Below are 13,029 nucleotides of genomic sequence, written 5' to 3' on the forward strand. Positions count from 1 at the left end.
ACTTTTACGAGCCACTTCTATTCCTCACTTGCATGTTAGCTTCGACCATCCCCTTCACAACGTCAGGCATAGTATATCTAGCCTTCCAACCCAGCTGCCGTTCTGCTTTTGACGGATTAGCATTGCTTACAACTAAATCGGTAGGTCTGAAAATACTCTCATCTATACGAACATGCTCCTTCCAGTCTAGACCGAGATACCTAAAGGCCTCGGCGACAAATTGCTCCAAAGTCGCCGACGTCCCGGTTGCAACAACAAAATCTTCTGGACTATCTTGCTGAAGCATCAACCACATAGCCTCAACATATTCAGGCGCCCACCCCCAATCACGGCGAATGTCGACTCGCCCTAAGTGCAGTAAGTCCTCAGCCCCAGAAACTATCCCACAAGCGGCAGCAACAATCTTCTGGGTTACAAACCTAGCCGGTCTGAGTGGCGATTCATGGTTAAATAAAATTCCGGTACAGGCGAAAACACCGTAAGTCTCTCGATAGCTTTTAACCAACCAATAAGCTGAGGCTTTTGCTACCGCATAAGGGCTTGAAGGACGCAAGGCCGTAGTCTCAACAGCAGGCGCCCCACAAGTACTACCGAAAGTTTCACTTGAACCAGCAGCATACAACCGCACCGGCCGATCAAACATACGACAGGCCTCAAGAACATTGAGGACTCCTATCGTGACCCCCTTAACAGTCTCTGCAGGTAATTCAAAAGACAAACCTACCGAGGACTGTCCAGCTAAGTAATATATTTCATCCGGGCAACTCGATCTTAGCGCCATAAATACGCTTCTAAAGTCCTCTGGATCCATAGAAATCTTATTTACGATTGATGAATCAATTCCAATTTTATTCCAATTAGAGAACGACGCAGCTTGAGCATCCCGCGAGGTAGCCCAAACCGTATAATTTTTACGGAGCAACAAATCTACCAAATATGTTCCATCTTGGCCCGCGGCTCCGCAGACTAAAGCAACCTTGCTCATCTTAACCTCGGACCTTCTCGTAAACTGAAAGCGTATCAGCTGCGCAGCCCTGCCACGTGAAACGCTTCAATCGCTCTTTACCACAAGCGATCAGCGACGACCTTCGCTCATCGTCAAATAGAACCCCTTCGAGGCTAGCCAATAGGTGTTCTGGGCAATCAGGCGTAAAGTACTCGCCTGCATCCCCAACAACCTCCGGCATGGAACTGGAGTGACTTACAACCACAGGACATCCGTAAGCCATAGCCTCTAACGGGGGCAAACCGAACCCCTCATATTTGGACGGATATACAAACGCACTAGCATTTGCGTAAACCGATGCCAAATCCGAATCACTCCCACCAACATGAACCACACCCGCCGAAATACCGAGATCGTAAAGAGTCCCTTGTTCGGCAGAAGTAAACACTCCGCCACCAAAGCAAACTAAATTGTAATCCGCCTTCAACCGTTCGGACATTGAAAACGCTCTAACCAAACAATGAAAATTTTTATATCCAGCTCTCTGCCCTACAAAAAGAATATAAGGTTTTTGGCCGGTCGATACCTGCCCAGAACCATAGGCCTTAGCCGGATCCACCCCCAAATAAACCACAGAAACCTTTTGGGGATCCACGTCAAAAAAATAAATTAAATCCTGGCGGGTGTTTTCGGATATACAAATTATATGATCCGCCCGTTGAATGGCCCTTCTTTTGTGTCTTGCAGCACCAAAGCGAGAAAATTCGGAAGGGAATAGCTCATGAACCATATCATAAACTGTCAGCACGACAGGCAGGTTATGCCCCCCCATACCGTCTGAGGAAAAATACGTTTCATGCAATAGGTCGGGCTTATATTTCCGTAAAGATAGCGAGGCGGCCAAGCGGTTGATCGGATGGGAGAATCTCAAAAGCTTCGAAAGACCACCATCAACCTTCCTTCCATTAACCACACCTGCAGGCAACTGTGACATGTATTCGTTGCAATGTAGAGGGGCAAATATCCCAACGTCATTTCCAGCTATAGCCAGAGCATCAGCAAGTCGAACATAGTATCTTGATATCCCCCCGTACGCTTGTAAACTAAATATTTGGTAGTCAAATGCGATACGCAACGGAGCCTCCAAAAGGCTTAAACCTTCTAAAACTTAAAAGAGACACAATAAAAATGTATAGCGATGGAGAAAAATAGCCATAACCTCGAAAGAAAAATTCGACAAAATAACCCAACACCAACCCACCCAAAAGCACTGCCTTTTTTGAAAAAATACTCAAACTAAGCTCGGAGCTAAGCTCGGAGCTAATCGCGCCACACATAAATACAAACCTAACTACCCAGATAACATAACCGATAGAAAAAATTAAACCCAGCACACCTAGCTCGCCGATCATCTTAGCCGCGAGAAACCCGCCACTAGATATATTCATGTATTTTCCAGCTAGCACGAGGATTCGGTTAGAAAATTCGCCCAACTCAGCATGCGAACCGAGCATTTGAATGCCAACCCCGACTCCCGAGCTGCCAATAAAATTGTTGTAAGCCAACTCCCAGCCCTGCAGCCATACTAAAGTCGTAATATTTCTTGCCTCTGAAAAATCTAAGCGGCTAGAAAAATAATCGGAAACCCCCATCAAGTAGATAACGAGCGCACTAACGAATATGGATAAAAAAACCAAAGCCGCTAGCAATCGAGCGGGAGGTAAAATCAACACCCGACAAAACAGGGCCAACACAGTAAACAAAACACAAGTCAGGCTCGGAAAGAAAAGACTAAATACCAACAAATTAAATAGCATATAAGCAAAAAAATAGCGGGAGCAGACTAGCGAAGCAGCAACCACAAACTGTCCGTAAGTTAAAGCAAAAATGCTAGGCTCAGAAAACGGAAGCGGGAAAAGTATTTTTCTTGAGTCCATCCCAAGAATAGATACAGCAATTATGTTGCAGTAAGCAAGAAGCCCCATACAGTGAATTACTTTCCGAAGTGCCGCCTCTAGCACCTCATATCGCACGTCAGCAACAAAACGAACAGTCACAGGGAGAGTTAAAGAAATCATAGACAAAACGAGGCCACTAAGTGCCATTCCGTCTTCTCTATCAAAAAAACTAAAAACCGAAAGGCAAACTAGAGCGAACCCAAACAGCAAAGCAAGGACAACATCAGATACAAAAACCACTCTTAAGCGTATTAGGCATACCGCACTAACCAATGGCACTGCTACTACCAGCCCGGCCGCAAGAGAACTAGTCCCTATAAAAACGTATACCAGCGAGGGGATAACACAGAGCGCGAGAACACAGCATCCCAAGAACAGTTCGTCGTTTACCCGTGCACCACTCATCACTAGCGCATTCTTAAAATGCTGAGAAATGCGTCGGAAACGATTTGGATGTTTCCACTCTCCATACACTTTAAATTTGAGGCCGGATCACTAATAATACCAGGAAAAATTTTGTTAGAAAGCCAAGCACTGAAATCTCCTTCACCCTCACAATCCATTGCCTCGATGAGTTCACTGACGTTATATCTTTGCATATCAGCAAGCGTAATTTGTCGACAAAGATTTAGACGGTTAAAAAAACATGGAGCAAAAGTAAATGAAGGCCGACCAAGCAAAGCGGCCTCATATGCGGCAGTGCCAGAGACAGTAAAGACGGCCCGGCAACCATTTATTATAGCGTAAGAATCCTCCTGCTCATGAACCAAGTACACTCCTTCAAGGCGTGAGATTTTCCTATAAAAGCTATATCCCCTATCGCCGACTGCATTACTATGCTCTTTTACCAATAGGCTCCATCCATCAGGTAGTCCTCTCCAAATATTTAGTACATTCAGATACTGATCATCGTAATATCTACCAATAACATCTATCGAAGCCTCTGGCTGTTTATGCAAAGGATAAATTACGTAATTCGCTTTCACTTCTTCAGGCAAGTCTCCATAACGAAACCTTCTCTGAAATAAATATGACACTCGATTTATCTCAATTATCAAATTATTTTTCAACTTCAATAGTTTTGATTGAAATTTAGTTCCATTCTCCTTTTCATCATTCAAACCAAATATAAAGCTGCCGACTTTTTTCAGCCTAGCCGATAACGTAAATGATTTTTTTAGTACTTCATTATTTAATACCAAATACTCAGGTTTTTTTGCTTCCACGACAAAATGTCTAGCCTCACTGCCGAGCACTTCAAATAGCACTGACTGGGTTTCATTATTAAAGAAACCGAAATAGTTATCAGGGATCCGGACAGTATGAGGGTTCAAATAAGTGCATTTCAGTCTAGGCACTTGCAATGTAAGCCTTAGGGCTATTAATTCATGAGCCCAAGTCACCTCACCAAAAACAAACCTAATATTATGGTTGCTGATGAACTTGTAGAGCAGGGCTTGGACCCCCCGCAAATACTGCTTAGCCCATCCCTGCTGTACGCGAAGCGACCTATCGCTTTGGATTATCTCATTTAGCTTAAGATCTGGCATATTGATTTCATCAGCCTCTAACAAAGAGACTGTTCGATCTAGAAATAAAACCCGATTTTCTCCAAACCTCTGCGACAAGTGATCACTTATTGCTGGGCTAACCGTAACCCAATAAACGGAATAACCTTGTGCAATTAGCGTTTCCGCAATCAGCTCAAAAAAACTGGTCTTAACTTGGTTTGCCACAAAAGCTATATTTTTCATCCCACACCGCTAGGTTTCTAGGTTAAGCTAACCCAAGTACATTATCGCACTATCCTTACAACTTTAAACGCCTCAGCAAAAAGGACGCCGACACACATGCCGCGAAAGCCAGCGAGCGCCCTTACATTTTCTCGGCTTCGAGAATGCGGCGCCGCTCTCATCTCCATATGATAACAATCTATAGATTTCATTTTCTCACTAAAATAATCACTGATATCCATATAGCAGTCCGGCTGAAACGTTGTATGGCTTGGCATCCATTCCGTGCTTGATAAAACCTCGAAGGCGTAAATTTCCTTCACAGATGAGCCGGGGACCGGTCGGCATGCTGTCAATGTAGCTTCATGTGCAATTCGGTGATCTACGTTGAGATCGTTATGATTATGCGTATAGATAATCTCTGGACAAGTTTTCTCAACTATTACTTCTAATGCTTTCACCACATCAAGTAGCGGCACACTATCCATGCGGTTATCGGGGAAGCCTAAAAAAAACACAGTCGATATACCGAGAACCTTGTGAGAAGCACTTGCAGCGGCCTCCCGCGCAGCATGTTCTTCTGGGCTGGCCCCTATCCGCGAGGTAACACCGTCGGCTAGGAATACGGCGTGAACCACATCCCCTTCAGCTACATGCCGGGCGATAGTTCCACCACAACCAAGCGCTTCATCGTCGGAATGGGCTGCAACAACCAGAACAGTTTTATTCATCGATCAAGTCCCAGCTGGTCGCGGTTCCGCGAGCGATATCCTTGCTAACACGACTGCCGATTAGCTGATCGTAGTGCTTGGGCGGCAGCCCGAAGCCAGGCCTGATACGGCGGATATGCGAGGAAGTGATGATTTCACCCGCTCTAATGTCTTGAACAAAGTACACAGAGCGACGGAAATGCTTGTTACCCTCTTCCGCCTTCTGCCGTTCGAACCCTGGTTCTCCCAAAGCGGACCATGCATCGAATGCATCTTGGCATAACCGTTTGAGTTCATTCGCTTCAATAGAGAATTCGCTATCCGGCCCCTTGTCGTTACGGCTGAGCGTGAAGTGTTTTTCTATCACGCAAGCACCGAGGGCAACTGCGGCAACGGAAGCTGTCGTGCCCAAGGTATGGTCGGAAAGCCCTGGAATCGTTTCAAAGCGCTCAGCCAAACGGGGCATCTGTAGCAGGTTCGCCTGGTCCATTGGGGCGGGATAGCTGCTGATGCAATGGAGGAGAATCAGATTCTTGCATCCCGCTTGCCGAGCAGTGGCAACCGCTTCCGAAATTTCCGCTTCGGTACACATGCCGGTAGACATGATCATAGGTTTGCCTTTACTAGCCACGTAACGGATGAGAGGCAAGTCGGTTGCCTCGAAGGAAGCTATTTTGTAGGCTGGCGCCTTCAACGATTCGAGCAGATCCACCGCCGATTCATCGAAGGGGGTAGAGAAAAGCGTGATCCCAAGGCGCTCTGCATAGTCGAAAATAGCCTTGTGCCACTCGAATGGTGTTTCGGCCCACTTATACAAGTCATACAGCTTGTAGCCGTCCCATAGTCCACCGTGAATCTGAAAATCCTCGCGGTCACAGTCGATGGTCATGGTGTCGGCGGTGTAGGTTTGGATCTTGATCGCATCAGCGCCACTTTCATGAGCGGCCTTGATAGTCTTAAACGCACGTTCGATAGATCCATTATGGTTGGCCGAGAGTTCCGCGATTATGTAAGGCGCGTAGCCCTTCCCAATTCTGCGACCATTAATTTCAGCAATCATTGTTTCTGCCTCGATTCGTTCTCTGGATTGTCACCTGAGCTGTGATTCGTCCGTCTTCGCGGTTCGCCGCGCGAAACTGCAGCCGAAAATCGCCATATTCGATAAAAGCATGGGGATAGCCATCAGCATCCAGCATACGGATCAGGTCATAGAGCTGATCCAGATCCGCATTCTGGGGTAATCGGCTCTGCTCTGGCACACGGCGGCGAAACAGCACGACCTCGCCGTCCTGCGGCATCGGCTCTGGCTCCACCGCAACCATCCAACGGATGATATCGGCGCTGAGCGCGCCGGCTCGGAGATAAATCTCTTGGGCCGAGCCGCTCAGCGGCATGTCGTGCTTGGCGTAGATAGGGCCAGCGTCCATGACTTCAACCATGCGTAGCGCAGTGAGTTTGGTAACGCTGTGGCCTGCGGCAATCAAGTTCTGCAACGGACTGCCGCCGCGGCCGTACGGCACGTCGGTCATGTGGAAGCAAACGCATTCGTATCGCTGCCATATGGTTTGCGGCACCAGCCAATTCCAATGCAAAAAAAATATGTAGCGGGGGTTTGCTTGCCTTACCGCAGCTAGCAGTTCATCGGGATGAGACACCCAAATCCACCGCGCGGGTATATCGTGCTCAAGCTGCTCAAAACAAGGACGGTGCCATTGCTTGCAACTGGCAAAAATATATTCGGGGCTGTTCATTTCACTACTCATTGCCGGTAGGGCCGGCTTTGTGAATGTGCACGGCGTAGCGCTGCTCGTCGATTTCAAAATACGCTGGGTAGCGCTCGTTGTCCGCCACCCTCAATTGGGCAAATTGCTCACGCAGGCTCTTGTCTGGGTCAAGACGGCTGTCGGCAGGCCGCCGCCGCGGATAGTAACTTGGCGCGCCCTCTTGTCTGACCGGGGATAGAGCTTCGTACTCGCGAACGAAACGCAGGCACATCTCCAAGGTTTTCTCGCCTTGTAGCGCTCGCCACTCGTTACACAGCTCGCTGCCGTCAAGCTCAACGCTATCACGAAGCCAGATGTCGCCTGCGTCTGCCTCGGTAGCGGCTTCTAACAGACAGATCGGAATGCTCCGCTTGCCTTCTAAGATTTGCCACGTCATCGGAGCAAAGCCCCGTCCTTGAGGCAAGTCGCTTTCGTGCACGACCAGGTTATGTCTATTACGGCGTAACACATGTTCACCGACGATACGGGTACAGCCAAGCATAAAAACGATCCAACCAGAACCGACTGCTTCGGCACAGCGAATCAATTCCGTGTCATGCCCTTGTTCTGTTAGCACGTGAACCAAACGTTGTGCATAAGGGACAATCCATGAATCATTATCCACGAGGACCGTAATACATTTATCAACCATATAAGTGGTTACCTACGCGTTGAACACCCAAACCGTCACAAACAGCCGCGGCTGTCGCTGACTTCTGCGCAATCTCTCCAGGCACGCAGTAGCGAGCAATTAGTTTCCGCATCTGGCACTTAAAGTTACCTGCCGATAGATTCACCGCATCCGCTGCACCAGCACGGTCAAGCTGGGATGAGATAAAACGTTGATTCTCAGCCAATATTAAAACAATGGTAGGAAGGCCCAGGCAGCAACGTTCCCATGAGGTACTACCCGCAGCACCGATCGCCAAGTCGCAATCAGCCATCAGTCCGGCCATATCAGACACACCTACAAAAACTTGGGCTCGCTTGTGCATCGTGGAGGCAACTGCCCGAACTTGACTCAGCCAAGGTGAGGTCGGCCCCATTACGACCGTAATTTCGCAGTCTTTAGGCAATAGCGCGGTTTGCAGCGCCTGCAGTACTTCGCAGGTCGCGTTGGGTATATCCACTCCTCCCATAGTGATCAAAATTCTGCGTAGCCGGGCTGAGGGGCGGCGCTTTAGGCTGATTTCCCGCGTCGCCGCAAATTCCGGGCGTAGCAGCGCGTAGTCTGGCCCTGTTATGACATTACAATGGCTAGGTACTAAGTTCTGATAATCGGCTGAGGACCTTCCTAAGTTCTGATCGAGCAGAAGGTCACATTGGTGCGCACGATCAGCCAGATCATCAATCACCATCAGCCTGCCGAAGCTGCCTTTGAGCCGTCTATGCCATTCATGATCTAGCGCGTAATGATCAACCACGAGCCAATTTGGTTGAAGACTATGCAGAATGGGCTGGCAGCACTTCACATCCTCAATCTGGGCAACGCCCAGCCAGCTCCCGTGGGCGGTCGCCATACTATCGACAACGTCGTCCGAACCGCGCGGTAGAAGGTTCAGCATGTGACCTCTGGCGGCGATGAGCTCAGCCAGATGCCCATGGTGCTCACGACATATGAAGTGGCACTCAGCTCCCCGATTCGCAAGCTCGTCCGCCAGAGTGAGGCAGCGCATGACGTGGCCGGTACCCATTTGTAACGAAGCATCTGCGCGAAAGGCGATTTTCACCGCGCTAGTACTCAACCTGAGCACGCATAGCTTTGAAAAGCCACTCGGCGCGTTCCCAATCCTCAGTGGTATCGATATCCTGCACACGGTGTCGTGGCAGAAACACCGGAACGGCATGGGGGCCAAACAGCATCTTGCCAGCTAGCCAGGCATCAGCGCGGCCCCAGTAGAATTGGCCGGCATCGTGATACGCCTCTTCAAGATCTTGTGAACGGGTATTGAATTGCTCCGGCTGGTACATTTCTACGCGGCCTCCTGCGGTAATCCGGATCGCGCGCTGGATGGGGAATGCATAGCTGGCGACCGAGAAGGCGTAATCGCAGTTGTTCTCGATAAGCGAGCCCAGTCCTCTGCAGATGTCATCTCTTGTTACGAACGGTGCGGTGGCATAAATGCAGCACACCTGGTCGGGACATTCGCCACGGGCGATGCACCATTCAATAGCATGGCGGATGACCGGTACAGTACCTGTGTAGTCATCCGATAGTTCCGCTGGCCGCATGAAAGGAACGTCTGCACCGTATTGAAGGGCAGCCCCGGCAATTTCCGCATCGTCTGTGGAGACTATCACCCGATCGAAGCAGCCGCTTTGCATCGCCGCCTCGATAGACCAGGCAATCATTGGCTTGCCGCAGAACAGCTTGATGTTTTTGCGCGGAATGCGCTTGCTACCGCCGCGCGCGGGGATAATCGCCAGCCTCATGTCTGTAGCGCCTCATGCAATGCCTCGACTACCGAATCCTGCTGCTGCTCGTTCATAGCTTGGAACATCGGAAGGCTGATAGCGTCAGCGTAGTACTGCTCCGCCCTGGGGAAATCTCCGACCTGGAAGCCCATGCGCTGGTAGTAAGGCTGTGTATGCACCGGGATATAATGGAGGTTAACGCCGATACTGCGCTCACGCAGCGATTCGAAGACCTCCCGGTGGGTTTTGGCTAGCTTGCTACGCTCCAGGCGAATGACATAAAGGTGCAGCCCGGAGTAGCTGTCTGGATGCTGCCAAGGCGTAGTGACCGGCAGGCAGGCCAGCAAATCATCGTAGCGCTGCGCCAACTGATGGCGGCGAGCCACATAACGATCCAGGCGCTCCATCTGAGTGACACCCAACGCAGCCTGTAACTCTGTCATGCGATAGTTGAAGCCGAGGTCAATCTGCTGGTAGTACCAAGGGCCATCGGCCTCGCAGGTCATCTGCGCAGGGTCTCGCGTGATGCCATGGCTACGCAGCAAGGCCATCTTGCTGGCCAGCTCCGGATCATTGGTCACCGCCATGCCGCCTTCAGCAGTGGTGATGATTTTCACCGGATGGAAGCTGAACACCGTGATTTCGCTGTAACGGCAACCGCCGATGAACTCGTCCTGATATTTGCCACCAATGGCGTGCGAGGCGTCCTCGATGATTTTGAAACCGTAGCGTTGAGCCAACGCATAGATGGCCCGCATATCGCATGGCTGACCACAAAGATGGACCGGCACCACGACCTTGGGCAGCTTGCCCTCGCGCTCGGCCTGCACTAGCTTACGTTCCAACGCCTGCGGACACAGGTTGTAGGTACGCGGGTCGATGTCGACGAAATCGATCTGGGCTCCACAGTACAGGCCGCAGTTGGCCGACGCGACGAATGTGATTGGTGTTGTCCATAGCCAATCCCCTTGGCCGAGGCCCAGCGCCAGGCACGCGATGTGCAACGCTGAAGTCGCGCTGTTTACTGCCAGCGCATGGGCAGCGCCGACATGCTGCGCCACGGATTGCTCGAAGCGGGGCACCATCGGTCCTTGAGTGAGGAAATCCGAATGCAGCACCCCTACGATCGCATCGATATCGGCTTGGGTGATGTCCTGACGGCCGTACGGGATCATCGCTTAGATACTTCCGATCTTTTCGCGGTTAGCGGCGATCCACGCCTGCAGCTCGGCGTCGCTCATCCACTCACTGTTGTTGTCGCTTGCGTAGACGAATCCCTCAGGAACCTTACTGCCGTCCTTGATGCGTTTCTCGCAAGTCGCCCAGTTGTTGATGGTTGGCAGGATCTTAAAGTGCTCGGGATATTCGTAGGTATAGTAGGCGTCTTCCGCGCTAATCATCTGTTCATGCAGCTTCTCGCCGGGCCGAATACCAATCACCTCCTGACGGGCTTCCGGGGCGACGACCCGAGCCAGGTCGGTTACCTTCATCGAGGGGATCTTTTTGACGTATATCTCACCGCCTTCCATGTCTTCAAAGGCGTGCCAGACCAACTCTACGCCCTCCTCCAAAGAAATCATGAAGCGGGTCATTCGCTCGTCGGTGATTGGCAGCATACCCTTATCCTTGATTGACATGAAGAATGGAATGACCGAACCGCGTGAGCCCATGACGTTGCCATAGCGCACCACCGAGAACCGGGTGCCATGCTCACCGGAGTATGAATTGCTGGCGACAAACAACTTGTCGGAGGCCAACTTGGTGGCGCCGTAGAGATTGATAGGGCTGCTGGCCTTGTCGGTGGATAGGGCAACCACTCCTTGGACGCCCTTATCGATGCAGGCGTCGATAAGATTCATCGCACCGTCAACATTGGTCTTGACGCATTCGAACGGGTTGTATTCGGCGGTCGGCACGATTTTGGTGGCGGCGGCATGCACCACATAGTCGACGCCATCCAGGGCACGGTACAGACGGTCCTTGTCTCGCACATCGCCGATGAAGAAGCGCACGCGCTTGTCACCCTCAAATTTCTTAGCCATGTCCCACTGCTTCATCTCATCGCGGGAAAAAATGATGATCTTCTTCGGGTTGTACTTAGCCAGAGTCATCGGCACGAAGGTGTTTCCAAAAGACCCGGTACCGCCGGTAACGAGGATGGTTTTGTTATTGAGCATCAATGTATTCCTTGTTTCAGACCTTGGGCCTGATTGACACGAGTGGATCGATAGTACGAAGGCGTAAGCTGGAAAAAGAACCAGGATTTCCAAAGCAGTATCAGAGCGAAGGCTGCGGATAAGCCAAGCGGCACTGCCAGCAATGGTGAATATAGGGATAACAGCCAGGTAGCGGCGATGAAGACTAAGAAGCTGGCAATGTGGCTCTGAATGATCGGGCGATCATGACCCTGAGCATACAAAGCGTAATGTGGAACCATGCCGACGGCGTAAAGCACGGTAGCCAGGAGAAGCCAGGGGAACAGGCCTTGCTGATCGATATAGAGGGGCCGGTCGAGCCATTGGAGCAAGGGGCCGATTAGCAACAGCGCTATCACAGCAAAAATGGTCGATAGCAGCAACGTTTGCACAAGTAATTTGCGCAGGCCGTGGCGGAACGCCGCGGCATCCTGTCGGCTATGCGCGGTGATAAGCCCCGGATAGCTAAAGGCGAACACGCCGGCATCCAGGAAAGACATCAGCGCGCTGCTTACGCCTATGAACAATACATAAGCGCCCAGTACTTCTACGCCGGCCAGCGCTTCAAACCAGTAACGGTCGAAAGTGAAAACGCCGCGAATTGCCAAGGTGGCAATGAGCAGGGGAAAAGCGATCTTCATGCCTTTGATTATCCATTGCCAATCGACTGCCTTGTGCCAGCCACCAACTTTCAGCCGACCAACTCTCCGAGCGCCGAGTAGCAGGGCCAAAACACCGCCAAGCGTCCAAGCCGCAAGAACGTAATTCAGAGTGCGGGCATCTGCCTCGAAATACATCAGCCCAGTTACCGCGACGGCCCAGATCCCGGTTCGCAGGAATAGCACAAGGCTAGCCAGGAGTTGTTCGGAAATAGCAATCAGTAGCCGCCCTAGTTCTTGCGTCAGGTGTTCAAGCACCAGCAGTGTGTAAAACCAGCCAGCCAGCTTCCAGGGCAGTAGTCCCTTAAGAAAGACCAAGCACAACAGCGGCAAGAAGACTGCATATAGCATCGCGGCAAGCGCACCCTGACTCTTCAATAGCCCACCCCACTCGCTACGCTCACGCTGGAGTAATTCGCGGGTGGTAAAGGCGTAGAAGTCGAAGCCCAGTAGGTAAAGCGCATAGCCAATGGTTGCAGTGAGCAGGCCATAGAGCCCCAGCTCCGCCGGCTCAAGAAAACGTGCAAGGAAAAAGATCAACAGAAACTTGCTAGCCAGGGACATACCACGCAGCGCCACATTGATCAGGCGCTGAGAGCTAACTAACAACATCAGCGTGCGCACCTTGAATCCACAACGAAGTAGAAACA

At 50.9% G+C, this 13,029-nt stretch carries 13 protein-coding genes; all 13 read right to left on the reverse strand.

The window, feature by feature from the left end:
* Window positions 1-4: 4 nt before the first annotated feature.
* Window positions 5-985, reverse strand: coding sequence for a GDP-mannose 4,6-dehydratase (locus NAV33_RS11920; RefSeq protein WP_255980262.1), 981 nt, complete (start codon window positions 983-985; stop codon window positions 5-7).
* A gap of 1 nt (window position 986) precedes the next feature.
* Window positions 987-2,081 carry a glycosyltransferase family 4 protein gene (locus tag NAV33_RS11925; protein ID WP_255980264.1) on the reverse strand — a complete coding sequence of 365 codons (1,095 nt, stop codon included), beginning with the start codon at window positions 2,079-2,081 and terminating at the stop codon, window positions 987-989.
* Complete coding sequence (locus NAV33_RS11930; RefSeq protein ID WP_255980266.1) at window positions 2,065-3,051, reverse strand: hypothetical protein; 987 nt, start codon at window positions 3,049-3,051, stop codon at window positions 2,065-2,067. The genes NAV33_RS11925 and NAV33_RS11930 overlap by 17 nt, the downstream gene beginning before the upstream one ends.
* A 260-nt stretch (window positions 3,052-3,311) precedes the next feature.
* The gene (locus NAV33_RS11935; protein WP_255980268.1) at window positions 3,312-4,658 is read right to left on the reverse strand and encodes a hypothetical protein; all 1,347 of its coding nucleotides are present in this window, start codon (window positions 4,656-4,658) and stop codon (window positions 3,312-3,314) included.
* A gap of 41 nt (window positions 4,659-4,699) precedes the next feature.
* Window positions 4,700-5,368 (reverse strand): PIG-L deacetylase family protein, encoded by a 669-nt coding sequence (locus tag NAV33_RS11940; RefSeq protein ID WP_255980270.1) that lies wholly within the window; start codon window positions 5,366-5,368, stop codon window positions 4,700-4,702.
* Entirely contained in the window at window positions 5,361-6,407 is a 1,047-nt protein-coding gene (pseI, locus tag NAV33_RS11945; RefSeq protein ID WP_255980272.1) for a pseudaminic acid synthase, read from the reverse strand. The genes NAV33_RS11940 and pseI overlap by 8 nt, the downstream gene beginning before the upstream one ends.
* Window positions 6,397-7,098: a hypothetical protein gene (locus tag NAV33_RS11950; RefSeq protein WP_255980274.1), complete on the reverse strand. Its 702-nt coding sequence runs from the start codon at window positions 7,096-7,098 to the stop codon at window positions 6,397-6,399. Before NAV33_RS11950 ends, pseI begins: the two co-directional genes overlap by 11 nt.
* A gap of 4 nt (window positions 7,099-7,102) precedes the next feature.
* Complete coding sequence (locus NAV33_RS11955; protein ID WP_255980276.1) at window positions 7,103-7,762, reverse strand: formyltransferase family protein; 660 nt, start codon at window positions 7,760-7,762, stop codon at window positions 7,103-7,105.
* Complete coding sequence (gene pseG / locus NAV33_RS11960; protein ID WP_255980278.1) at window positions 7,755-8,864, reverse strand: UDP-2,4-diacetamido-2,4,6-trideoxy-beta-L-altropyranose hydrolase; 1,110 nt, start codon at window positions 8,862-8,864, stop codon at window positions 7,755-7,757. Before pseG ends, NAV33_RS11955 begins: the two co-directional genes overlap by 8 nt.
* The gene (gene pseF / locus NAV33_RS11965; protein ID WP_255980280.1) at window positions 8,845-9,543 is read right to left on the reverse strand and encodes a pseudaminic acid cytidylyltransferase; all 699 of its coding nucleotides are present in this window, start codon (window positions 9,541-9,543) and stop codon (window positions 8,845-8,847) included. Before pseF ends, pseG begins: the two co-directional genes overlap by 20 nt.
* Entirely contained in the window at window positions 9,540-10,700 is a 1,161-nt protein-coding gene (gene pseC / locus NAV33_RS11970) for a UDP-4-amino-4,6-dideoxy-N-acetyl-beta-L-altrosamine transaminase (protein WP_255980282.1), read from the reverse strand. Before pseC ends, pseF begins: the two co-directional genes overlap by 4 nt.
* A 3-nt stretch (window positions 10,701-10,703) precedes the next feature.
* Window positions 10,704-11,702, reverse strand: a complete 999-nt coding sequence (pseB, locus tag NAV33_RS11975) for a UDP-N-acetylglucosamine 4,6-dehydratase (inverting) (RefSeq protein WP_255980284.1) — start codon at window positions 11,700-11,702, stop codon at window positions 10,704-10,706.
* Window positions 11,702-12,991 (reverse strand): lipopolysaccharide biosynthesis protein, encoded by a 1,290-nt coding sequence (locus NAV33_RS11980; protein ID WP_255980286.1) that lies wholly within the window; start codon window positions 12,989-12,991, stop codon window positions 11,702-11,704. Before NAV33_RS11980 ends, pseB begins: the two co-directional genes overlap by 1 nt.
* Window positions 12,992-13,029 lie beyond the last annotated feature (38 nt).

The sequence above is a fragment of the Stutzerimonas stutzeri genome (assembly GCF_024448715.1).
Taxonomy (GTDB): domain Bacteria; phylum Pseudomonadota; class Gammaproteobacteria; order Pseudomonadales; family Pseudomonadaceae; genus Stutzerimonas; species Stutzerimonas stutzeri_AR.

Excerpts from the sequence above, each read along its gene's own strand:
- NAV33_RS11980 (WP_255980286.1), bottom strand. The coding sequence starts at position 12,991 with ATGTTGTTAGTTAGCTCTCAGCGCCTGATCAATGTGGCGCTGCGTGGT.
- NAV33_RS11950 (WP_255980274.1), bottom strand. The coding sequence starts at position 7,098 with ATGAACAGCCCCGAATATATTTTTGCCAGTTGCAAGCAATGGCACCGT.
- pseF (WP_255980280.1), bottom strand. The coding sequence starts at position 9,543 with ATGAGGCTGGCGATTATCCCCGCGCGCGGCGGTAGCAAGCGCATTCCG.
- pseB (WP_255980284.1), bottom strand. The coding sequence starts at position 11,702 with ATGCTCAATAACAAAACCATCCTCGTTACCGGCGGTACCGGGTCTTTT.
- NAV33_RS11930 (WP_255980266.1), bottom strand. The coding sequence starts at position 3,051 with ATGGCACTTAGTGGCCTCGTTTTGTCTATGATTTCTTTAACTCTCCCT.
- NAV33_RS11935 (WP_255980268.1), bottom strand. The coding sequence starts at position 4,658 with ATGAAAAATATAGCTTTTGTGGCAAACCAAGTTAAGACCAGTTTTTTT.
- NAV33_RS11920 (WP_255980262.1), bottom strand. The coding sequence starts at position 985 with ATGAGCAAGGTTGCTTTAGTCTGCGGAGCCGCGGGCCAAGATGGAACA.
- NAV33_RS11955 (WP_255980276.1), bottom strand. The coding sequence starts at position 7,762 with ATGGTTGATAAATGTATTACGGTCCTCGTGGATAATGATTCATGGATT.
- pseC (WP_255980282.1), bottom strand. The coding sequence starts at position 10,700 with ATGATCCCGTACGGCCGTCAGGACATCACCCAAGCCGATATCGATGCG.
- pseI (WP_255980272.1), bottom strand. The coding sequence starts at position 6,407 with ATGATTGCTGAAATTAATGGTCGCAGAATTGGGAAGGGCTACGCGCCT.
- NAV33_RS11940 (WP_255980270.1), bottom strand. The coding sequence starts at position 5,368 with ATGAATAAAACTGTTCTGGTTGTTGCAGCCCATTCCGACGATGAAGCG.